24 protein-coding genes are annotated in these 19,527 nt (G+C 50.3%); 10 read left to right on the top strand and 14 right to left on the bottom strand.

Annotation, left to right across the window (positions count from 1 at the left end; genetic code table 11):
• The first annotated feature begins 12 nt into the window (after positions 1–12).
• Genes ASF99_RS07125 through ASF99_RS07115 form a run of 3 tightly spaced genes read left to right on the top strand, consistent with a single transcriptional unit; the run spans position 13 to position 1,676 of the window.
• A complete protein-coding gene (locus ASF99_RS07125) occupies positions 13–582 on the top strand; it encodes a histidine phosphatase family protein (RefSeq protein ID WP_023468330.1) in 570 nt (189 codons plus the stop codon).
• Entirely contained in the window at positions 579–1,439 is an 861-nt protein-coding gene (locus ASF99_RS07120) for a ComEC/Rec2 family competence protein (protein ID WP_055969481.1), read from the top strand. The genes ASF99_RS07125 and ASF99_RS07120 overlap by 4 nt, the downstream gene beginning before the upstream one ends.
• A gap of 21 nt (positions 1,440–1,460) precedes the next feature.
• Positions 1,461–1,676, top strand: a complete 216-nt coding sequence (locus ASF99_RS07115; protein ID WP_023468328.1) for a DUF3006 domain-containing protein — start codon at positions 1,461–1,463, stop codon at positions 1,674–1,676.
• A gap of 33 nt (positions 1,677–1,709) precedes the next feature.
• Here ASF99_RS07115 and ASF99_RS07110 read toward each other — a convergent pair whose 3' ends face one another.
• Positions 1,710–1,937 (bottom strand): hypothetical protein, encoded by a 228-nt coding sequence (locus tag ASF99_RS07110; RefSeq protein ID WP_023468327.1) that lies wholly within the window; start codon positions 1,935–1,937, stop codon positions 1,710–1,712.
• A gap of 222 nt (positions 1,938–2,159) precedes the next feature.
• On the opposite strand from ASF99_RS07110, the gene ASF99_RS07105 reads away from it, so the two are divergent.
• From ASF99_RS07105 to ASF99_RS07095, 3 genes are read left to right on the top strand one after another with little or no spacing between them, the layout of a single operon-like run.
• Entirely contained in the window at positions 2,160–3,068 is a 909-nt protein-coding gene (locus ASF99_RS07105) for an AAA family ATPase (protein WP_023468326.1), read from the top strand.
• Between the two features lie 2 nt (positions 3,069–3,070).
• Entirely contained in the window at positions 3,071–4,117 is a 1,047-nt protein-coding gene (locus ASF99_RS07100; RefSeq protein ID WP_055968130.1) for a DUF58 domain-containing protein, read from the top strand.
• A complete protein-coding gene (locus tag ASF99_RS07095; RefSeq protein WP_023468324.1) occupies positions 4,114–5,088 on the top strand; it encodes a hypothetical protein in 975 nt (324 codons plus the stop codon). The genes ASF99_RS07100 and ASF99_RS07095 overlap by 4 nt, the downstream gene beginning before the upstream one ends.
• Before the next feature lie 14 nt (positions 5,089–5,102).
• Here the strand turns inward: ASF99_RS07095 and ASF99_RS07090 are convergent, their stop codons facing one another.
• Entirely contained in the window at positions 5,103–5,456 is a 354-nt protein-coding gene (locus ASF99_RS07090) for a winged helix-turn-helix transcriptional regulator (protein WP_023468323.1), read from the bottom strand.
• A gap of 111 nt (positions 5,457–5,567) precedes the next feature.
• On the opposite strand from ASF99_RS07090, the gene ASF99_RS07085 reads away from it, so the two are divergent.
• Complete coding sequence (locus ASF99_RS07085) at positions 5,568–6,290, top strand: SDR family oxidoreductase (protein WP_055968128.1); 723 nt, start codon at positions 5,568–5,570, stop codon at positions 6,288–6,290.
• A gap of 69 nt (positions 6,291–6,359) precedes the next feature.
• Here ASF99_RS07085 and ASF99_RS07080 read toward each other — a convergent pair whose 3' ends face one another.
• The 3 genes from ASF99_RS07080 to ASF99_RS07070 all read right to left on the bottom strand — a co-directional run bounded on the left by ASF99_RS07080 (position 6,360) and on the right by ASF99_RS07070 (position 8,695).
• A complete protein-coding gene (locus tag ASF99_RS07080) occupies positions 6,360–6,878 on the bottom strand; it encodes a hypothetical protein (protein ID WP_162236802.1) in 519 nt (172 codons plus the stop codon).
• A 326-nt stretch (positions 6,879–7,204) separates the two neighbouring features.
• On the bottom strand, positions 7,205–7,531 hold the full coding sequence (locus ASF99_RS07075) for a hypothetical protein (protein ID WP_055968121.1): 327 nt from the start codon (positions 7,529–7,531) through the stop codon (positions 7,205–7,207).
• 159 nt (positions 7,532–7,690) lie between these two features.
• Positions 7,691–8,695, bottom strand: coding sequence for a helix-turn-helix transcriptional regulator (locus ASF99_RS07070; protein WP_035397361.1), 1,005 nt, complete (start codon positions 8,693–8,695; stop codon positions 7,691–7,693).
• 113 nt (positions 8,696–8,808) lie between these two features.
• Between ASF99_RS07070 and ASF99_RS07065 the strand changes: the two genes are divergently transcribed.
• Positions 8,809–9,660, top strand: a complete 852-nt coding sequence (locus ASF99_RS07065; RefSeq protein ID WP_055968118.1) for an alpha/beta fold hydrolase — start codon at positions 8,809–8,811, stop codon at positions 9,658–9,660.
• Here ASF99_RS07065 and ASF99_RS07060 read toward each other — a convergent pair.
• Positions 9,648–10,316 carry a hypothetical protein gene (locus ASF99_RS07060; protein WP_023468317.1) on the bottom strand — a complete coding sequence of 223 codons (669 nt, stop codon included), beginning with the start codon at positions 10,314–10,316 and terminating at the stop codon, positions 9,648–9,650. The two genes, ASF99_RS07065 and ASF99_RS07060, sit on opposite strands and share 13 nt — an antisense overlap.
• 145 nt (positions 10,317–10,461) lie before the next feature.
• Between ASF99_RS07060 and ASF99_RS07055 the strand changes: the two genes are divergently transcribed.
• Both ASF99_RS07055 and ASF99_RS07050 read left to right on the top strand, forming a co-directional pair.
• The gene (locus ASF99_RS07055; RefSeq protein WP_035397365.1) at positions 10,462–10,998 is read left to right on the top strand and encodes a flavodoxin family protein; all 537 of its coding nucleotides are present in this window, start codon (positions 10,462–10,464) and stop codon (positions 10,996–10,998) included.
• 79 nt (positions 10,999–11,077) lie between these two features.
• Positions 11,078–11,395: a hypothetical protein gene (locus ASF99_RS07050; protein ID WP_023468315.1), complete on the top strand. Its 318-nt coding sequence runs from the start codon at positions 11,078–11,080 to the stop codon at positions 11,393–11,395.
• Between the two features lie 41 nt (positions 11,396–11,436).
• Here ASF99_RS07050 and ASF99_RS07045 read toward each other — a convergent pair whose 3' ends face one another.
• The 8 genes from ASF99_RS07045 to ASF99_RS07010 form a co-directional block, all read right to left on the bottom strand.
• Complete coding sequence (locus ASF99_RS07045; protein WP_235515880.1) at positions 11,437–11,736, bottom strand: putative quinol monooxygenase; 300 nt, start codon at positions 11,734–11,736, stop codon at positions 11,437–11,439.
• Positions 11,736–12,101 (bottom strand): YciI family protein, encoded by a 366-nt coding sequence (locus ASF99_RS07040; protein WP_023468313.1) that lies wholly within the window; start codon positions 12,099–12,101, stop codon positions 11,736–11,738. The genes ASF99_RS07045 and ASF99_RS07040 overlap by 1 nt, the downstream gene beginning before the upstream one ends.
• A gap of 93 nt (positions 12,102–12,194) precedes the next feature.
• Positions 12,195–12,656, bottom strand: a complete 462-nt coding sequence (locus tag ASF99_RS07035; RefSeq protein ID WP_023468312.1) for a general stress protein — start codon at positions 12,654–12,656, stop codon at positions 12,195–12,197.
• Between the two features lie 86 nt (positions 12,657–12,742).
• Positions 12,743–14,416, bottom strand: coding sequence for an FTR1 family protein (locus ASF99_RS07030; protein ID WP_055968112.1), 1,674 nt, complete (start codon positions 14,414–14,416; stop codon positions 12,743–12,745).
• Positions 14,400–15,632 carry an iron uptake transporter deferrochelatase/peroxidase subunit gene (gene efeB, locus ASF99_RS07025; protein WP_023468310.1) on the bottom strand — a complete coding sequence of 411 codons (1,233 nt, stop codon included), beginning with the start codon at positions 15,630–15,632 and terminating at the stop codon, positions 14,400–14,402. Before efeB ends, ASF99_RS07030 begins: the two co-directional genes overlap by 17 nt.
• A 2-nt stretch (positions 15,633–15,634) precedes the next feature.
• The gene (gene efeO / locus ASF99_RS07020; RefSeq protein ID WP_023468309.1) at positions 15,635–16,453 is read right to left on the bottom strand and encodes an iron uptake system protein EfeO; all 819 of its coding nucleotides are present in this window, start codon (positions 16,451–16,453) and stop codon (positions 15,635–15,637) included.
• A gap of 134 nt (positions 16,454–16,587) precedes the next feature.
• Positions 16,588–18,291, bottom strand: coding sequence for a DUF2339 domain-containing protein (locus ASF99_RS07015; RefSeq protein WP_055968110.1), 1,704 nt, complete (start codon positions 18,289–18,291; stop codon positions 16,588–16,590).
• 139 nt (positions 18,292–18,430) lie between these two features.
• Complete coding sequence (locus ASF99_RS07010; protein WP_035397379.1) at positions 18,431–19,507, bottom strand: C39 family peptidase; 1,077 nt, start codon at positions 19,505–19,507, stop codon at positions 18,431–18,433.
• Positions 19,508–19,527 lie beyond the last annotated feature (20 nt).

Raw genomic sequence — 19,527 nt, 5'->3', positions numbered from 1 at the left:
AGGGAGACGGTCTTGACCGTCGCACGAAGTATGAAACAAATTGGATTAGTGAGACATCACCGGGTGACGGAAGGATACCCGACGAAAGGCTGGATCAGCGCCAGCGATATTGAAAAATGGATTGAACGGTATGATACGTCAGACATCGATATTCAACCGGTCGAGCTCGGTCAGATCGACTGGACAGTCTGTTATGCCAGTAGCATGCCACGCGCCGTCCAGACGGCGAAGAGTGTCTACGATAAAGAGATCATCGTGACGGATCTACTACGGGAAGTACCGTTTCCGACGATTCAGTCGAATCTACGGTTACCGTTTCTTGGCTGGGCGGTCCTCGGTCGACTCGCAGCCCCGTTCAGCAAACGGATTCAAGCGGAGATCAAGGAAGCGAATGAACGGATTGAGGTCCTGTTGAATCAACTGATGTTCGAGGATGATGAACGGGTCTTACTCGTCGGGCATGGCGGTATGATGATTTTGATGCGTGCTGCCTTGAAACGGCGCGGTTACCGGGGGCCACGGTTCGGTCATCCGCGTAACGGCATGCTCTATCTGTTCGAGAAAGAGGAACCGACATGTTGAAATGGGGATCAACGATTCTGTTAGCACTCTGCCTGATCGTCATCTTCTATACGACACGGGACGAAGAGCCCCCTGCCCCAACAGAGGGACAAATGGAGGTCTACGGTTTTGACGTCGGTCAAGGAGATAGCACGTTCATCCGGACGAAGGAAGACGCAATCTTGATTGACGGCGGGAATAACGGCAAAGGTGAGGATGTCGTCCGCTACCTGCAAGAATTGGGTGTCAAACGCTTAACAGCAGTCATTGCGACACATCCGGACTCCGATCATATCGGTGGACTTGATACCGTCCTCGATGCCTTTCCAGTCGATAGCGTCTATGCCCCACGTGTCACGCATACGACAGAGACATACCGCGATTTCCTCTTTGCCGTCAAACGCGAAGGGGTGACGATCAAGTCGGTTAAGGCAGGTCTTGAGATACCGAGTGAAGCTGCACGCTTTACGTTCCTTGCTCCCCTAACGGACGGAACGCAGGATCTCAACAGTTGGAGTGCCGTCCTGCGGGTCGAACATGGACAGGACCGGTTCCTCTTCATGGGCGACGCACCGATCCGGACGGAACGACAATTGCTTGAGTCAGATGTCGATCTTAGCGCCGATGTCTTGAAGCTTGGGCATCACGGAGCAGACACATCGTCCTCCCTGCCCTTCCTACAAGCCGTTGATCCGAAGCGTGCCTTGATCTCAGCAGGGCAGGATAATGCCTATCGTCACCCACGTCCCTCCGTTTTACAGGAACTGAAAGCAGAACGGATCACGATTGACCGGACCGATCAAAGTGGAACGATTCAGTATATCTCGACCGGTGACGGCATCAAGGAATCGAACCGGACCGATTTACGACCGGAATAACGAGACGTGGAGGTGCATCAGATGCGATTGACCCTAGCAGATTTTGAAGACGATCTAGCGATTTGCGAAACCGACGAACGCGAGACAATCACGTTACCGAAAAGTCGTTTACCGCGCCAGGCAACGATCGGCGACCGACTTGACTGGACCGGACGTTCGATTCGGATCTTACGCGATGAGACGAACGCACGTAAAAAAGAGATCTCCGAGTTGATGGATGATCTCTTTGAAGAATGATGAGACTCCCTCGGAATGCTGAGGGAGTCTTTTTTAACCGAGTAGACTGATGACGAGTCCAGCGAGGATGCCTGCTGTGAATAAGGAACCGATCGTATACGTCAGCAAACGTAATGCGAATGGGAGCCGACGAATCGCGGCAAAGGCTCGGCGATTCGGAGGTCCTCCAGCAACAATCCGTTGATACTCGTCGATAGGACTGTGAGCAACGTCCTGCTGCTGGTTTAGAGTAGAGTTCGATTCGGTAGTATGTAGTTTCATCTGTCCATCCCCCCTATTCTAATGACTATATCCTTCTATTCGCTAAGTAACTTCATAATCCTGTTTCAATTTTTTTGATATTTCACGAAACTTTTGGATGAAACTGGTAGTATAAAAGATAGACGTATTTCTTTATGCGTGATTCCTGGAAAATCACTAGCAGTTTTTTCTGAATTTTCGTACACTTTAGAAATACGATGCATCTTAAAGGGGGAATCATCTATGTTTCAAACGTTACGTACATCACTCAAACAATCTGTCCTTGGTCAGGACGATGTGATTGATCATTTATTGATGGGCTTGCTCGCAGAAGGTCATGTGTTGCTCGAAGACCGTCCGGGGACCGGTAAGACGACACTAGCAAAAGCACTAGCGCAGACACTCGAAGCGAAGTTCTCACGTATTCAATGTACAGCGGATACGTTACCGACCGATCTACTTGGGATGGAGCTGTTCAACCCGCTGACAGGATCGTTCGAACAACGGTTTGGTCCGCTGTTTGCGAACATCGTCCTCGTCGATGAGATTAACCGGACGACGCCACGGACACAGTCAGCATTGCTCGAGGCAATGGCGGAAGGACAAGTGACGATCGGGGATACCTCCTATACGTTACCGCAACACTTTCTTGTCATCGCGACACAAAATCCATTCGATGGACACGGCACATTCCCACTGCCGCATGCCCAACTCGACCGTTTCTTGTTCAAGTTGTCGTTCGCTCCGCTGACACGTCAGGCGGAGAAGGCATTATTACGTGGAGCACACTTAACAGCAGCCGAACTACAGATTCCGCTCGAACAACTCAATGACTGGAAAGAGGAAGTCATCGCCGTCTCGATCGAAGATAGCGTCGAAAACTACTTACTCGATGTCTGTGACGCACTCCGCGCCCATCGTGACGTTGAGATTGGACCGAGTCCACGAGCGACGCTCGCACTCTTAAAAGCCGCGAAAGCACGGGCCTGGATGCAGGAGCGGACGTACGTCACACCAGAGGACGTCAAGCACTTGGCGACGCCATTGCTTGCCCACCGTCTCGTCTTGACGCTCGAAGCGACGCTGAAGCTATCGAACGAACGTCTCGTCGAGCAAGTCCTCGATTCACTCACTGTTCCAACTGAGGTGTAATCATGCAATTGATCATACCAAAAGGCTTTAACCTCATCATTCTTACGATGACAGGTGCAAGCGGCGTCATCGTCGGTCTCTATGGTCCTGTCTGGATTGCGGCTTTATTACTCGCCTATACATTATATGGCTGGGTGATGCCGTATTATCTCGAATACGTTGCGAAGCGGATTCGCGTCCGCCTCCTTGAGACCGTTCGCGCTTTTCGAGAGGAAACGATCCAGATACCGTTCGAGTTATCGAACCCAACGAAGTTACCACTCGGTCGCATCACGATTTCTGGCTTGCTCGGGGATCAGATCAAGCTTCCTGATGCGAGTAGTCAATTTTGGCGTCAACACTTATATGTCAGCAAACAGACGATTGTGCCGTTTTCAATCGATGTCATTGCCGCTCACCGGGGAACGATTCGAATTCAGTCGTTTGACGTCATGATCTCGGATCCGTTTCATTTGATCACAATCTATGTGACGCTTAATATCCAAGAGCTGGGTCACGTCTTCCCTGACTTTGCACCAGCGTCGGTCGAGTGGAATGAACGGATGATTCCCGGTGAGACGATTGATCGCTCGAGTCCGTTCACCGATCGCTCGAGTTTCCACTCCGTCGTTCCCTACTCCGGAGATGCGAAGTCGATCTACTGGTCCGCTTATGCGAAGACGAATGAACTGTACTCGTATCAATATGACCGGAAACGTAACCATGATTATGCCGTCATCGTCGATGGCTTGTCCGCAGACGGACTCGCTCTCCGCTCGGACTTCGAGAAACTATTATCGCGTGCCGCGACGATCATCCGTGAACTCGAGAAACAAGGGGCTTCCTACAGCCTCTGGATTTCGATGGTCAACCGATCCGGGCAGTGGTACCATGTTCCGTCTGGTATGGGAAAACATCAATTCCTACGGACGATGGAATGCCTTGCTCGGATTTCCGAATACGATCTACCGCTCGAACGCCGGTACTTCACGAAACGATTGCAACGTAGTGTACCGTCGACGACGGCGGAGATCCATCTCGGTCACCGGCAGAAAGGAGTGAGCGCATGATTCTCTGGTGGATATTCCTTGCGAGTCTGTTACCGGTTCCGTTCTATCTCGCGCTCGCTCTTCCGGCACTTGCCTTCGTGCCGCATCGTTCGCTTCGCATCGGATTACAGCTACTCGTAGCGGGGTCCTTATATTTCCTCTCTCCCGTAGCTAGCGTCTTAGCGCTCGTCTTCGTCGCCTGGACCGCGTTTCTTGATACGGTCGATTCGCCGTGGCGATACGCTACGAGTGCGATGGTCATCGGCGTCGTGATGGTATTATTCCCAGGAGTGACACCACCGATTGGCGCATTTTTAATTTTGGTCTTCGTCATTGCGTATCCATTCGTCGTCACGTACATGACAGAATGGCGGCGTATCTTACCGACGATCGCGTTAGTCCTCAGCGCGGGGCTGATCATCGCTGTCGTCTTCCGGCTCACGAAAGAAGCGCTCGTCGGATCCGTCACGAGTGCGATTCGTCCGCTATTTGAAGCATTCGGTTCATTATTCCTTTGGACGGAACCACTTGGTCGAGAAGCGGACACGATGACGAACCGGGCAATGGGGCTAAAGAATATCAAAGGTGTTCAAGACGTGGATCAAGCTGCCGTCCAGGCAGGAACACCGGATTGGATTTGGATCGCAACGACGCTTCTGACCGTGATCTTAGTTGCGGTTACGCTTTATGTCATCCGGAAGCGAAAAGTCATAGCAATCGAAAGAGAACAAACCGTCAAGCACTCCAAGCAGGTACGGGCGCATGCGCCAAAGCGGCATAGTCATCATCCGCTTCTGAAGATTGCCTCTCAACTCGAGCAAGCCTTCCCAAGACGCCATGAAGAGACGACGCTTGAATGGCTGACACGGATCGAGTTCCCGGATGCGTCACCAAACGCGCGTCTGATTGACGGAATCGAGTTCAGTCCAAGTGAACCAGCTTACGACATCCAGACGTTCCGCCGTCAAGTACGGGAACAAATCGAACGTTAACAAAAAGCCCCTGCTCATGGAGCGGGGGCTTCCTCGTCGCATAACGTGCGCATCAATTGGTTGCGTGGTGTCGTCGCAAGACCCCAGTCGCAAATCGCATCAAGTAAGGGAATCAAAGAGATTCCTTTTTCGCTCAAGGCATATTCGACGCGGGGTGGAATCTCCGGGTAAACGGTCCGTGTAATCAAGCCATCTTGTTCGAGTTGTTTCAACTGTTGCGTCAGCGTCTTTGGTGAGACGTCCTGGATATAACGCTCCAGTGTATTAAAACGTACTGTCCCTTCTTCGTGCAGCTCGTACAAGATCATCACTTTCCACTTGCCTTGAATCTGACGCATCGTCGCATCGAACTCATTTAGATACGGCATACCGTCCCCTCCCTTACCAAAAGGTAACCGACTGACCTAAAAGTGCGTACTTCTCGGATTGGTTTCCCTCTGTTATCTTCAATCTATCATATCAAATAAGGAGACGATATCATGAAAACAGGATTCATTGCCATCACAGGTGCCACGTCAGGAATCGGGCATGCGATTGCGCGAACGTTCATTCAGAAAGGGTACCGCGTCTTATTGCTCGGACGACGGATTGACCGTCTGGCGAGCCTTGCTTCAGACGATGTCTTGATTCGCCAAGTCGCAGCCACCGACCGAGTTGCCCTCGATGCTGCTTTAGCAGACGCGACGGAAGCGTTCGGACCGGTCGAAGCGATCATCAACAATGCAGGACGGATGTTACTCGGTCAAATCGAGACGCAAGGAGCGGAAGAATGGGAAGAGATGTTTGACGTCAATGCGCTCGGTGTCTTACACGGGATGCAAGCCGTCCTTCCCTCGATGGTAGAGCGGAAGACCGGTACGATCATCAATATCAGTTCGATTGCCGGTAAAAAGACGTTCGCCGACCATGCCGCATACGTCGGCACGAAATTCGCCGTCCACTCGATGAGTGAGAACGTCCGGGGTGAAGTCGCCTCTCACGGTGTACGCGTCATGACGATCGCACCAGGAGTCGTCGAGACGGAATTACTCGGTCATACGACAAGTGACGCGATTAAGGACGGCTACAACGAATGGAAACAGTCGATTGACGGTGGTCTCGATCCGCAAATCGTCGCGGACACCGTCTTATTCGCCTTCGAGCAACCACAACACGTCAATATTCGAGAAATCGTCTTAGCCCCGACGAAACAAGTCGATTGACGAATAATAGACCGAAGCGCTCGGAAATGGATGTACTTCCGAGCGCTTCGGTCTGTTTTCATGTAAGCGTTACTTTATTAGGTGACTCTGTTCAATCGTTTGAAAGATTGATTGATAGATCTTCAGTTGCTCAGAACGATTCGGTCGTTCGATCCCCTCACCGAACAACCAGGTCGTCTCTTGTGTATCGTCATAGAGCATACCAGCCGCAAACGTCGGATTCGGCACCGAGATGCTTTCCTCATAGGAGAGACTCGGATCAAGAAATGGTTCGACGGATTTTTGAGAGCCGATGAAGAAAAACGGAATCTGTGCTTTCCGGTAGACGGTGGCATAGTCACGTCCCGATGCCTGATGTAAGTACTCCGGCATGATCATGACGGCATCGTAACGTCGTAAATCCCCTTTGATATCCTGCAGATCAATCGAGTGGAAGTCCGGGGATTGCGTAAGTGCTGGAGCCTTTCCGACGACAGCGATGGTGAGATTGATGGTACTGGCCTTTGGCGTCAATGTTGTTTTTTTCATCATACATACGGTAAGCAGTATACTGAGTGCAAGTAAAGTCATGACGGTCCTTTGTCTCATCTGTCCCTCCATGATTTCCTAATATTAGGTCTTTCGCCTAGTTCCTTTATACCATAGAAATGGGTGACATTATGTTTTTTCACAATAGGGAAATCGTGCGAATAAAGTAACAACAGGATCCAATAAAAAAAGACTCCCTGAATGGAGTCTCCTTACTTTTCAGCATCGATTTTTGAAGCCTTACGCGCAATGACGACAATAAAGACGATGGCACCGACAGGAATCACGAGCGGCATCCAGTCGAGGATATACTGTGCGTTCATCGTATCCCCCCTTACCTAGCAAGCTATAAGCGTAGCATATGCCAATTGTTAGGGAGTTGCAAGTCACAGTCGGGGCAGAAGTTCGTTAGCAAGTGAGTAATAAATCAGCACACTTGTCGAAAGGATGTATCCGATCAATAAAAGCGGTGTGAATTTAGGTTTCATGCGTCGTTCGATCAAGCGTAACGAGCCGATGGTGACGACAAGAGCGACGAGCGGACTGAATCCGAATACGACGATATCTAAGGATGTCACGACATCTTCTGGAAACACGAGATGAAAGACAAAAAGTGAGAATAAGTACCACGATGTATAGGATAGACAAACGAAGAAGAGGAAAGTAGCTAGTTTCCGCATCCCGTTTGATTGGCTTTTTTCCATCTGTTGCATGTCGTTCCTCCTACATAAGTATCAGATATCCTTAATAGTAACTGGAACTATTCGCTTAAAATATTCAAATATGAATATCCGACAAAAAACGACAAAAAGTTTTTTTCTCGACAATTAAAAAAAGCAAGATCCACGGTCAAGTGAACCTTGCTTCAACTCTTAAAGAGCAGGTGTTTCGACTTGATACATCGTCGCAAGACCTGCCACCTTGTTCTTGAATGTCTCCCGGCGTTCGACAGGCGCAATGATTTCCGCCTGATTGCCGAATTGAATCAGCCACATCATGAACCCGTCGGAAAAGAGCGCATCGACCTTGACTTCGAACCAGAGGTCATCGAGACGACGGCAGCGGATATCCGTTCCGAACCGGTCGACGACGGTCGGCATTAGACTTTCCTGAAATTTAAGCGTCAATTGCTCGTTCTCTCCCCCATACATGTTGAACATGTTACTTAAGTAACTCGGCTCGACATGGACCGGTTCTTCCATCGGTTCAAACGCTTTACAATTGACGATTCGGTCGACCCGGTACGTCCGAATCTCTTTGATCCGCTCATCACGTCCAATCAAATAGTAATTTCCGTTATCCATCAACAGGTGAGCCGGAGAAACGAGGTAATGCTCGCCATCTTTCCGTAACTCGAACTTTCGCGTCCGTTCGTTAAACTTTCCTTGGTACTGGAAACTGATGACGAACTCATCACTGATAGCTTTCTGGATCGTATCGATCGAGCGCGACGTCATTCCTTTTGGTTTTTTGACAGTATGTAGTACCGGCTGGAGAGACTCCGCCATCTTATCACTCGTCAACGACTGAATCGTCTGAACGAGCGACGTCGTCTCACTTTCCGAGATAAACTTCGCACTGGCGATGGCATCGACCAGCAATCGGAGTTGATGATGCTCAAAGGGACGACTGACGAGATGATACGGAATGGCAAGTCCATTCTTCGTCTCTTCCGCCACGACGTCAAAACCTGATTTGGCAAGTGCCGCAATATCATCCTTCAACGATTTTCGGGATAGCTTCTCGATCAGTCCTCGTTTCGAGAGTTCCGTGCTCAATTGCTCAAGCGTCAACGTATGGTCTTCATCCGACTGACGTTCGAAGATTTCTCGTACAGCAAGTAAGCGGTCACGGTTCGTTAATTTTTCGTTAGACACTACGCATCCTCATTTCCTAAGTCACAATGGTTTGGTTATACTTTACAGTATACATGAAAATAAACACGAGATTAACAATAAAATGGTAAAAATTAAGAGATAGGAGAATTGGGATGCATTATATCGCAGAATGGAACGGTCAGCGTTTTGAATACCGGGATAGCGGGAGTGGTCCCGTCATTTTATTAATTCATGGTACACAATCGGATTACCGAGAAGTCTACCATGTCGAAAAGTTAATCGCGGCAGGATATCGCGTCATCGTACCGTCACGCCCCGGGTACGGACAAACCCCACTTCAGCTCGCTGATAGTCCAGAGGCGCTCGCAACATTCTATTCTAAGTGGCTTGCTTCCCGTCAGATTAAACAGTACACCGTTTATGGCATCTCTGCCGGCGGACCGACGGCAATCGCGCTTGCTGGAATGGATCCAGGCGTCCATGCCCTTGTCTTAGCGTGTGCGATGACGCACCGGATTTCCCTGCCGTACCATCGTCTTCTGATCCAACCGGTCTTACAACGTCCTTTACAGTTCATCCAGTGGGGGCTTTGGACGTATGTGAAGGATAAGATACGCAAGTTTCCTGAAGAAGCAGCAGTTCGGATGGTCGAGATGACGAGTCTGTTACCACGCGAAACGATCCGTACCCACATTAGTGAGACGGATGCGTCGTTATTATATGAAGTTGGTCTTCAAAATGGTCCTGGGCGAGGTGTCTTGTTTGATATCACACAAGACATCGAACGAGAACGGCTTGAAGCCGTCACGTGTCCCGTCTTGATCGTCCATTCGAAGTCAGACCGTGCTGTTCCGTTCGAGCATTCGGAACACGCACGACGGAGCATTCCTCACGCGCAGTTCATTGAATCGAAAAGTCCTGGTCACCTGATTTGGATTGGTCCATCCGCACGTCGAGATGAACGGATGATCGAACGATTCATCGCCTTCAATCAGATGACTTGAAGGCGGAGCCGCATTTTTAGCTTCTCATCATCTTCCTCGATCGCAATCAGACCACGACGCGTCAGTTCACCAATCGCACGACGCGTCCGGTCTTGATTAAGTCGGGCACAGCGGGCAATCTCAGCGATGCCCATCCGACATGACAGTTGGTTCGCCTTAATCTTTGATGAAGGCTTCGCGACGGAGCGTTGTAAGAGGCGCCAAAAGACATGGCGGGCATCCTCTGATAAAGCATAGGCATTTTTCTCGATCACCGGTGGCATGTAACGAACGTCTTCTCGAATCCGGCGAATCAGATAGAGACTGAGCCATTCTTCAAGCTCCGCTTGAATTCGTGAGAATTCGAACCACCAAAGCTGCTCGAGTGCCTCTTCTTCTTTCGTTGCCAGCTGCCAGCTAGCAGGAATCTCATCAAACTCTTCCTCGAGCCAGTCTTCGTAGTCGAGTGCCGTCTCATACAAGACTTGTGACGGAATCTGCTCGAGTGACGTCCGATTTTTATAGATATCAAAGCTCATCCGTCGAAAATGTTCGACGGATGCAGCCACTTGGCTCAAATGAATTAATTGTTTCGTAATGAGGCGCGCCAGTCCATCCATCTCGAGGTGGATGGCATATAAGTGTTTTTCTAGCGCAATGAGCGTGCTTCTCTCCATTCGACTGTTCCTCCCCTATTTGTTTTTCGTCTTCTTGTCTTTTTCCGCAAAACCCTTATTCAAAACCAATTGTGAGCATATCGGTGTATTGACAGTGCAGTTTGGAATAGAATAGAACAATCGAATTCAAAAGGAGATGCACGATATGTATACGATTTTTGGTAGCTCACGTAAAGGAAACAGTGAATGGCTCGGGGAACAAGCATTGAAAGGAATCCCTCATGTTGCTGTCGATTTGGCGAACGTCTCGATTCAGCCGATTGAAGACCGCCGTCATCACGGAGGCTTTTTGCCGATTGGCGATGACTATCGCCGGATCGTCGAAGAGATGCTTGAACACGATGACATCCTGTTCATCACTCCGATTTACTGGTACTCGATGTCGACGAAGATGAAATTATTCATTGACCGATTCAGCGAGTCACTGCGCGATGAAGAACTTGAATTCAAACGTCGGATGGCAGGGAAACGATTCCACTTGATTGCGGTCGGAGGAGATAATCCACGCGTCAAAGGACAAGCACTCGTCACGCAGTTCGAGCATATCGCATCGTTCCTTGGCGCAACGCTTGAGACAGCGATTCTTGCCGAAGGGAATGCACCAGGTGAGGTCGAGCACGATCAAGAGGCGATTGCCGCAATCGAGGCGTTTCGTGAAAAAATGTCAGGAGCACGTGTTTAAGCACTGTTCGTGAAGGGAAATAACTGAAGCAGAGCGCACGACTATCTAGCGTACGACTCAATTCAGGAGGTGGTCAGCCATGTTCGCATCTAAAAAACGATCGAATCGCAAGTGGAAACAACTGACTTCACGCCAGCATATCCTTCATCTTGAACATCTGTATCAATCACGCGAAGAGACGATCGTTCGTGATCGCCTCTCCTTACAACACATCATGGAACGTGCAGTCCGGACCGGACAGACGGTCCACGTCCGATTAAAACAACTCGATACGGTATCCGGTTCGATCCAAGCGATTTTTCATGACCGTGGAACGATTGAACTCGTCACATCGACAGGTATGCGCCGGATGGTGCGATCGTCGGACGTCATCGATATCCAGTGGACGACAACCTAACAGCATGTAACCCCTTCTCGACTAGAGGAGGGGTTTTTGGTTTACATGAGTCCTTTGCCACCGAGCGGGTGGTCTTCGAGCACGCGTTCAACATGCTCGAGCAATGGACGCGCTTGCGTAATCAAACGCCGCGTCACCGGTAACTCTAAAGACGCGAGGTGTGCAGCGGCATCCGTCCAGATTTCACGGACATGTAGCACATCCGGTTCGTCAGAAATACTGATGATGTAGTGCAGACAACTCGGATGAGTCTCTAAAGAAGCCGCAGCTTCAAGTAACAGGGCGATGACGTGTTCGCGTTGTCCGGTTTGAGTCGTAAATGTCGTCCATAATCCATACATCAAGAGGTACCTGATAATGGACGGACTTCTGCGCGCCAACCGTAAGATTCCCCTTCTGCGACTTGAGTCGTCGGATGAAGGGAAGCCAGTTCCATCGCATGATCCAAATCACGTGCTTCAAAGACAATCAAACTGCCAATCTGCTCTCCATGCGCTCGATCCGGCTCTACTTTCTTCTGTACGACCCCATCTTGCCAGTAAAATGCTTGTGTCGTAAGACCCGGGTGCCAGTCTGATAGGACATCGACTTGTTCATTGAAGGTGTTCATCAACGCATCACAACGCGACATCAAAGCATCGATCTCTTCCTTCGATAAAACATCCATTCGGTCTGCATCATAATAACCAACATATAAGAATTGCATTGTCTTTCCTCCTCTCAATTTTCCCATTCCCTTCCATGAGAAGGCTAAACAAAAGCCTCCTGTCTCTACGCTGAGAAACAGGAGGCTTTTGTATCATTCATCTTTTAACTTGACGTTTTGATCGGCTGGTAACGTCGTCGTCGTTTCCTCGTCTTCAAGTTTCGGAACTCCAGCACCATAATCGGTTGCTTCATCCGTCACGTAAGACGCCGCGAACGCTGGATTCAGTAAATCGGACTTCGAACCGACGATGACGATCCGCCCGTGTCGGACTTCATCTTCTAGATCCTCAGCGACATCCTTCGTCATGCCAAGCTCGGACAACTGAGCAATCCGGTCATTTCGGTTACTCCGGACGGCTGATAATAATGTCTCAAAGAACGACTTCTTCGTCACGCGGTATGGTAACGTCTGTGTGTCATTCGCGATCCGTTCCGCGAGTTCTTCGTCTTTGGCAAAGATGTAAATCTGTTTATTCGAATAGCCACTTGATTTGAGGCTCGTCACTTCTGCGTCGACAGCGGTCATGTTTCGTACGATGCGTGTTTCAAGCATAAAAATCCCTCTCCTTCATGCAGCAAGCTGCTGATAAGAAGTTATACCCGGAACATAATAGTTGAAACCTGAAATTGAAAAATGGATCAAGCAGCAGTCTGGATTGAAGACGCACGCCGCTTTTGCCAGATCGTAAACAAGGCAATCAGAATCATCAGGACGACTTGTGGGATAAGCGTCTCGAGCGTTGGGTAGAAACCAATCCACCCGGCAGTTCCGAGTCCATTGATCGGATGAATCGGTAAGACGTTCGTCAGCTGCAACGCGTGCAGACTCGTACCAAGAATCTTGAACGCCATTAGATAGATTAACCACGACGCGACTTGGAACAGACGATGGATCGGTAAACGGACACCAATCTGGATGACCGCATACGAGACGAGACCGATGATGATGATCGCGAGACCGATTCCGGATAATAAGGCAGTTTTCGTCATCGCTGGTGCCATTCCGATATAAAATAACAACGTCTCGGCGCCTTCTCGGAAGATCGTCAAGAAGCTGACGAAGAACAAGGACGTCGTCGAAAGCGTTGATAAAAAGTGTTTTCGTTTCGCAACGGCGCTTTTCGAGTGCAACCAATAGCCGACGAACAACATGACAACGACCGCGACGATTCCTGTATAGCCTTCGATTTGTTCCCGACCCGTCGCCGCGAACGAGGCCTGAAAGACCGTCTGGAGGATGAGCGCTAACAGACCGCTTGCGATCAGACCAAGCCCAGCGCCTGCCCAGACCTTCCCTTCTTGTTTTGAACGACTTTTCCGTGCGAAAGCAACGAGCGCACTGACGATCAGTAACGCTTCGAGACCTTCCCGCAGCATGACGAGCATTGCATCAACAAACGTATAATGCGTCTTCGTTTGTAATTGTGCGATAGCATTCTCAAACGACTGGAGTTCTTGTGCCGTCTTTTCCCGCGTTTCCGGCGTCAGGCGGGCAAGTAACAGTGGTACATCTGATTCAAGCTGGGAATAGAGACCTTCATTACGTGTCCGGACCTCGCCTTCCGCACGTGGCCAAGTCTTCAGAAACGATTCGAGTGCTTGTTTCGCTTTCGGTAAATCATTTGCAGCTAGTGCGGTTTGCGCCTCCTCGAGTGGCGTCAGCAGCGACTGCAGTCCCGTTTTCTTCGCCTGGACTTTCTCTCCGTCGAGGAAAGACTGAACGGCCGTATCGAACTGATCAAGTGCGGCTTGCCATTCCTTCGTATCCGCGGAATCACGCGCCGCCGCGATCCGGATCGACGCGAGCGCCATCTCGATGTTGCCATAGTGACCGACATTGTCATTGCGAACAAGACTCTCGTGCGTCGCCCATGCGGTCAACAATCGTTGCTCCGCTGCCGGACGGTCGCTCGCCTTGACCTGCCGCATCTCTTTCGTCAACAAAAGTAATTGTTTTACTTTTGACTTCGCAACTGGGTCTGTCTTCGGTTTCGTTGCTTCTTCCTGCTTCCGGACGGCAGCAGAAAGTGCTGTCAGTTGCTCGCGGACTTCCGGAAACGCTGCCGATCGTTTCGCATCGACCTGTTTGACGGCTTTCGTGATTGCCGCTTGTTGATCAGGTAAGTCTTTGGATGCTTGATTCAGTTCATCAATCGCTTGATTCAGTGCCGCGCGATCTTCACTTGCGACGGCAGACAGGGCTTGTCCGATTGCGACATAGAGATCATCCGTCGATGCAGCATGGACGGGCACCGCGTGTTGACCGGCAATAAGGAGTACAAATACAAGGACGAGATTACGCAAATAACGCATCACCGATGTAGCCTCCTTTCGAGATTCCACCGAAGCAAGCGAAGATGGCACTTCCACGGTGCGTGATGTATTCATTCAATCGGTCCTGTGCGGCAAGACGACGCTGAATCTCGATGAATTGTTTCGGTGAACGCTGATACGATAAAAACAGCAGTCCGGCATCAAGGGCACCCGTCTTTTCATCGATGCCGTCTTGATACGAGTAGGAACGGCGTAAGATCGCTGTCTTCCCGTCCCCGTGTGCGACAGCGGTATGCGAGTCAACCGGTAAGGCGGCTTCGCCACGAGCTTGTCGTTTCGCTGGTGTGACGGAAGCGAACTCGTCTGTTGAGCCAAGCGGAGCCCCGGAAGCACGTTCGCGTCCGAAGGTCCGTTCTTGCTCTTTTAGAATCGTCCGGTCCCAGACTTCAAGATGCATCTGGATGCGACGGACGACAAGGAACGAGCCGTTCGTCAACCATGGTGTCCCGTCTTGCCACTGACAAAAGAGAGAGTCTTTCCGGACCTGCTTCTTCGAGACGTCAGGATTCCCCGTGCCGTCCTTGAAGCCGAACAGATTACGCGGCGTCCCACCAGAGGCATCTGCTGCTTTACTGCGCTGGAAACCAGCTTGCGACCAACGCATCGCGACCGTCCCACGCCCGACACGGACGAGGTTACGGATCGCATGGAAGACGACTTGGGCATCATCACCACACACTTGGACGACGAGGTCGCCACCGCTCCATTTTTCGTCCAGACGATCGAGATCGAACGTCGGCAACGGTTTAAGGGCATCCGGTCGTTTATGACGGATGCCGAAGCGACCGTCAAACAGACTTGGACCGCACCCGAACGTAAACGTCAAGTGTCCGGCAGATAATCCATCCGCTTCCCCCGTATCTTCCGGTGGAACATAACGGGACTCAGAGTCGCCATATGGTAACCCGGCCGCAAGTCTGGCGCATAATCGCGTCCAACGCTTTAGTAAATCAACGAGTTCGTCGCGTCGGTCCGTCTTGATATCAAACGCTACGACTTGGACGTGATTTTGTGGTGGAGTCAGAATTCCCGCTTGATACGTACCGTAGAACGGCTCTTGATCACTGGCTTCAACAGTCAATGTCCGCGGAAGAAACTTTTCAAGACCACTGGCATACAGGGCAGCACCGAGACTCGTCAAGCCCGCGACCTTAAGAACGTCACGCCGCGTGACACCTTCTTGGATTGGTTTCATGCTTATCCCTCCAGTACGATGCCCATCTTCGAGAGCGGTTCCGCGAGTTCATTGATGGCGACACTCATCTGTTTGACATCTTGTTTCGAGAGACTCGTATAAAGGACATAGCCATCGCCCTTTTTCTTCGCGTCGAGTAACGCATGGACATCCTTGAAGCGAGCCGCAATCTCTTTTGATAACGCCGCATCTTGTTTTTTCAGCGCCGGGTTCAATAGTTCGTAAATTTTTTCAGCCCCTTCGACGTTTGCCGCGAAGTCATATAAATCAGTATGCGAATAACGGTCTTCTTCCCCTGTCACTTTTGACGTCGAGACCTCGTTTAACAGATCGGTCGCCCCCGTGACGAGTAATTCTGGTGTCACCTCGACCGTCTCGACCTTTGCCCGAAGTAAGTGGACGTCCTTCATCAATTGTTTCGCGTACGCTTCATAACCTTTTGTCGTTCCCTTTTCAAATAACCCTTGCTCGATCCGGTGGTAACCACCCCATTCCGACGCTTTCACGTCGCCTGCTCGCGCATCGATCTTCGGATCAAGGTCACCGAACACTTCCGCGATTGGTTCTGCGCGTTCGTAATACATCCGTGTTGGTGCGTACAATGCTTTCGCTTCTTCAAGCTTGCCAGCCTGTACGGCATCGGTGAATTTTTCCGTCTCGCGGACGAACGTATCGATTTCGTTAATCGCATACGTCCGGTAATCCTCAACGACCTGGTCAAAATTCTCTTTTTTCGGTGCTGGTGTCTCCGCCTGTTTCGCTTCACTGCAACCTGCTAAAACGACGGCGAGCGCCCCTGTCATCAATAATGCTTGTTTCATGTATGGTTCCCCCTGTTACTAATTAAGTCAGTTCCTTAAATAGTATAGACGACAATGATAATCGTTATCAATAAAAATTTTTTGCAATAAAAAAAAGCTTGAACCGGTTTATTTCAACCGATTCAAGCGCTCTATCAGGCTTGTTCTTTGCGTTTTTTGAAGTACGTCCGTGAAATGATGAACGTGACGATCCCGAAGCCAATGAAGACGAACGCTTTTTGGAATAAGCTCAGGAACGACAAATCGAACAGTAAGAGCTTGACGGCACTGATGGTCAGTAGCAACAATCCGGACAATCGCCACGTCGACGACGTCCGCATCCGACCAATCGCGACAAGGACGAGTGCGAGGACAATATAGGCAGCGGACAACGTCGTACTACGCGCCGTCTCTTCAAGACCGCGGTAGAATGGTAACTCCATGATGATCAACGTGTAGGTCGTAAAAACCCCGATTGCGGCTAAAACGAGGACAAGTTGCCATGACCCTTTCCAGAGCGGATCACGATGTGTCTGAACGAGGAGCAAGACGAATGCCGTTGAAGCGACGACCATCGCGAGAACAGTCAAAGCGTAGGACAAACCTATGTTTTGATAGGATTCATAATCAATGACGGCTGAAAAGATAAAGACGACATACAAGCCGACGTTAAACAACCGTTGATGTGGCATGCGCGCCCGCGGAACGAACCAAAATGCGGCGATCAATCCGGCAATCAAGAAGTAGCGTAGTTGATACGTCCAGCTGAGGGCATCTGCCGGAATCAAGAGGACGGCGACGAGTAAGGCAACGTGACCGACGCCGTTTTGAGCGTGATCCTTCAATCGTTCCGCAAGCACGTAGGCAATTCCGGCGAACAGAATCGCTACTAGCATTCCGAACGACCAATCAAGGATCAGTAACGTCAGTAAGACGACAATTCCGGCAAGCCAGCTTGGGACGTTTGGCTGAAACTGGATGCGTCGACCGACGAACGACGTCGCACCGTAACCAAAGAGTGCTGCAAGTAAGACCGCCCACTCATCAAGTCGTGGTACCTGTTCATCAAGCCAGTAGAGCTCTAACGAGAGTAGACCGAACGCGAGTGCAATCGTAAAGATCACCCAAGCGAAGACGAACGCTTTTTTTGCCTTCAGTCGGTCAACGGCAAAGAAGATCGCTGCGAACAAGACGACTTCGTACAATAAGAAGAGCGGTAAGTTCGGCTCGTCCGATAATTGTAGATACGGTAATAAGAAACCGGTGATGGATACGAGGACGAGCAAGGCTTGCGACCGCATCCAGAGCATCAAACCGTACGCGATGAAGACGACGACGAGCTCAAGTAAGAAAGCTAAAGACGGTGGATAGAATTGATATAAGGCCATCCCGGCGAACAGTGCCGCCAACGCGACGATCGTACCGGTCGCGACAAGTCCGACCCCGAGCTCACGTCGTTTCTTCTCATACTGGTATTCTCCGAGAGCGATGACGAGTAAACCAATTAAGACCCCACTTCCGATGCGGACAGGTGGACTGATCAGACCGGCAACCGAGGCGTAGGAGAAAAGGAATAAAGCCCCGAGCGCAGCGAATATCGCTCCAATCCGGGGTAACCAGACGGTCGCGATGACCTGTTCCCATTCTTCGCGGGAGCGTTTTTCCTTAAATGTTGGTGGAGGAACAACCGGTTTTCGTTTCGTATAAGCAGGGCGCGGAGCTGGGCGAGCGACTGTACTTACTTCTGGTTCGCTCGGTTCAGGTGCGACAGGCGAATTGTGCTGTCCTTCAAGGGCAGCTACTCGTTGTCGTAACGCCGCGACCTCCTGCTCGAGACGCGTGATCCGTGGATCTTCCATCTCTTCACTTCCTTTCATGAATACATTGTCATTCTTTTACACACCTAGCAGGTGAACTCCTTCATTTTACAGTAGATTTCGTATCGATATGCCTGAAAATGACAAAAATCCGGTCGCGTCGGAGCGACCGGATGAGGGTTTAACGAACAGATAACGCATATTGTCCCGTTTGATTGAAAACGGATGTGAACTGCGAGCGACTGACACTGTACTTGCCGCGGTATGGGTCCGAGACGTAGAACGAACCACTTGAGACACCTGTCACGAGCATGACGTGATAGTTCCGGTAGCCTGTGAATGTTTTACCGTCCGGTTTGATCCAAGAAAAGTAGCCATATGGATTCTTGAAATCGACCGTTGCCCAGACGATGACTGGGTTACCGCTACGGATTTCACTCTCAATTTTCGAGACGCCTTGTTTCGAGATATCAACGGCACCACTGCGGTATTTTTTCGCAAGTGGTAGGATCCCTTTCGGGTAGATGCCCCAGTTCTTGTAGTAGTCGAGCGTACCGGCTGGATTCCCCGTGAACATTTTTTCTGGATCTGCCCAGTAATACTTTCCGTTCTTATACGTCGCGTTCTTCATACTTTTTGGCATTTGCTTATAGAGTGACGCAGCAGAGACGGCTTTTTTCTTGTATTCGAGTGCCATCTTCAACGAGACGAACTCACAGCCAGATGGATACCCGAGTGAATATTGGTTGTAGTACGGGACGTTTAGCTTCTTCGTCGTCGTCGATGGTTTCGACTTCGAGACGTATTGCGTCGAGATATAGCGGTAGCTTCCCTTGTAGAGAATCCGTGTCCAGCTCCCTGACGTGCCGTATGTCGCGACGGCAACCCCTTTATTCAGCTGCCCTACGACCTTATACTTCGTTCCAGCACCCGTCCGGACGTTAAGTGTGCCGACCGTCGTATACTTCGTCCCGGTCGATGTGTACTTCGACGAAGACGATTTGACGAAATCCTTGTGTATGTAGCCGGTGCGGGATTTAAAGCTGATTTTGTACCAGCTGCCAGACGTGCCTTTTGAACTGTAGACGTTTCCTTTGTAAATCTTTCCGAGAATCTTACTCGATGTCGACGGTTTTTCGCGAACGCGCAAAACATCCGTCGTCACGGTTAATTTCGTTGCTGCTTCAGCAATGAGCGAAGGACTGAGTACGCCAACGAAGATGACTGCAATCAGCAGTACGGAGAAAAAACGTTTCATGATAGACCCCCTATGGTGTA

The sequence above is a fragment of the Exiguobacterium sp. Leaf187 genome, from assembly GCF_001423925.1.
Classification (GTDB): domain Bacteria; phylum Bacillota; class Bacilli; order Exiguobacteriales; family Exiguobacteriaceae; genus Exiguobacterium_A; species Exiguobacterium_A indicum.
Note: the sequence above shows the minus strand (reverse complement) of the source record. Positions and strands in the feature narration are given on the sequence as shown.

Bases quoted from the DNA above. Each gene is read 5' to 3' on its own strand.
- ASF99_RS07045 (WP_235515880.1), bottom strand. From the start codon at position 11,736: ATGTATGGATTATGGACGACATTTACGACTCAAACCGGACAACGCGAA.
- ASF99_RS07050 (WP_023468315.1), top strand. From the start codon at position 11,078: ATGTTCGCATCTAAAAAACGATCGAATCGCAAGTGGAAACAACTGACT.
- ASF99_RS07030 (WP_055968112.1), bottom strand. From the start codon at position 14,416: ATGCGTTATTTGCGTAATCTCGTCCTTGTATTTGTACTCCTTATTGCC.
- ASF99_RS07085 (WP_055968128.1), top strand. From the start codon at position 5,568: ATGAAAACAGGATTCATTGCCATCACAGGTGCCACGTCAGGAATCGGG.
- ASF99_RS07105 (WP_023468326.1), top strand. From the start codon at position 2,160: ATGTTTCAAACGTTACGTACATCACTCAAACAATCTGTCCTTGGTCAG.
- ASF99_RS07095 (WP_023468324.1), top strand. From the start codon at position 4,114: ATGATTCTCTGGTGGATATTCCTTGCGAGTCTGTTACCGGTTCCGTTC.
- ASF99_RS07060 (WP_023468317.1), bottom strand. From the start codon at position 10,316: ATGGAGAGAAGCACGCTCATTGCGCTAGAAAAACACTTATATGCCATC.
- ASF99_RS07010 (WP_035397379.1), bottom strand. From the start codon at position 19,507: ATGAAACGTTTTTTCTCCGTACTGCTGATTGCAGTCATCTTCGTTGGC.
- ASF99_RS07090 (WP_023468323.1), bottom strand. From the start codon at position 5,456: ATGCCGTATCTAAATGAGTTCGATGCGACGATGCGTCAGATTCAAGGC.
- ASF99_RS07040 (WP_023468313.1), bottom strand. From the start codon at position 12,101: ATGCAATTCTTATATGTTGGTTATTATGATGCAGACCGAATGGATGTT.
- efeB (WP_023468310.1), bottom strand. From the start codon at position 15,632: ATGAAACCAATCCAAGAAGGTGTCACGCGGCGTGACGTTCTTAAGGTC.
- ASF99_RS07075 (WP_055968121.1), bottom strand. From the start codon at position 7,531: ATGCAACAGATGGAAAAAAGCCAATCAAACGGGATGCGGAAACTAGCT.
- ASF99_RS07035 (WP_023468312.1), bottom strand. From the start codon at position 12,656: ATGCTTGAAACACGCATCGTACGAAACATGACCGCTGTCGACGCAGAA.
- ASF99_RS07080 (WP_162236802.1), bottom strand. From the start codon at position 6,878: ATGAGACAAAGGACCGTCATGACTTTACTTGCACTCAGTATACTGCTT.
- ASF99_RS07115 (WP_023468328.1), top strand. From the start codon at position 1,461: ATGCGATTGACCCTAGCAGATTTTGAAGACGATCTAGCGATTTGCGAA.
- ASF99_RS07110 (WP_023468327.1), bottom strand. From the start codon at position 1,937: ATGAAACTACATACTACCGAATCGAACTCTACTCTAAACCAGCAGCAG.
- ASF99_RS07015 (WP_055968110.1), bottom strand. From the start codon at position 18,291: ATGGAAGATCCACGGATCACGCGTCTCGAGCAGGAGGTCGCGGCGTTA.
- ASF99_RS07055 (WP_035397365.1), top strand. From the start codon at position 10,462: ATGTATACGATTTTTGGTAGCTCACGTAAAGGAAACAGTGAATGGCTC.
- ASF99_RS07100 (WP_055968130.1), top strand. From the start codon at position 3,071: ATGCAATTGATCATACCAAAAGGCTTTAACCTCATCATTCTTACGATG.
- ASF99_RS07065 (WP_055968118.1), top strand. From the start codon at position 8,809: ATGCATTATATCGCAGAATGGAACGGTCAGCGTTTTGAATACCGGGAT.
- efeO (WP_023468309.1), bottom strand. From the start codon at position 16,453: ATGAAACAAGCATTATTGATGACAGGGGCGCTCGCCGTCGTTTTAGCA.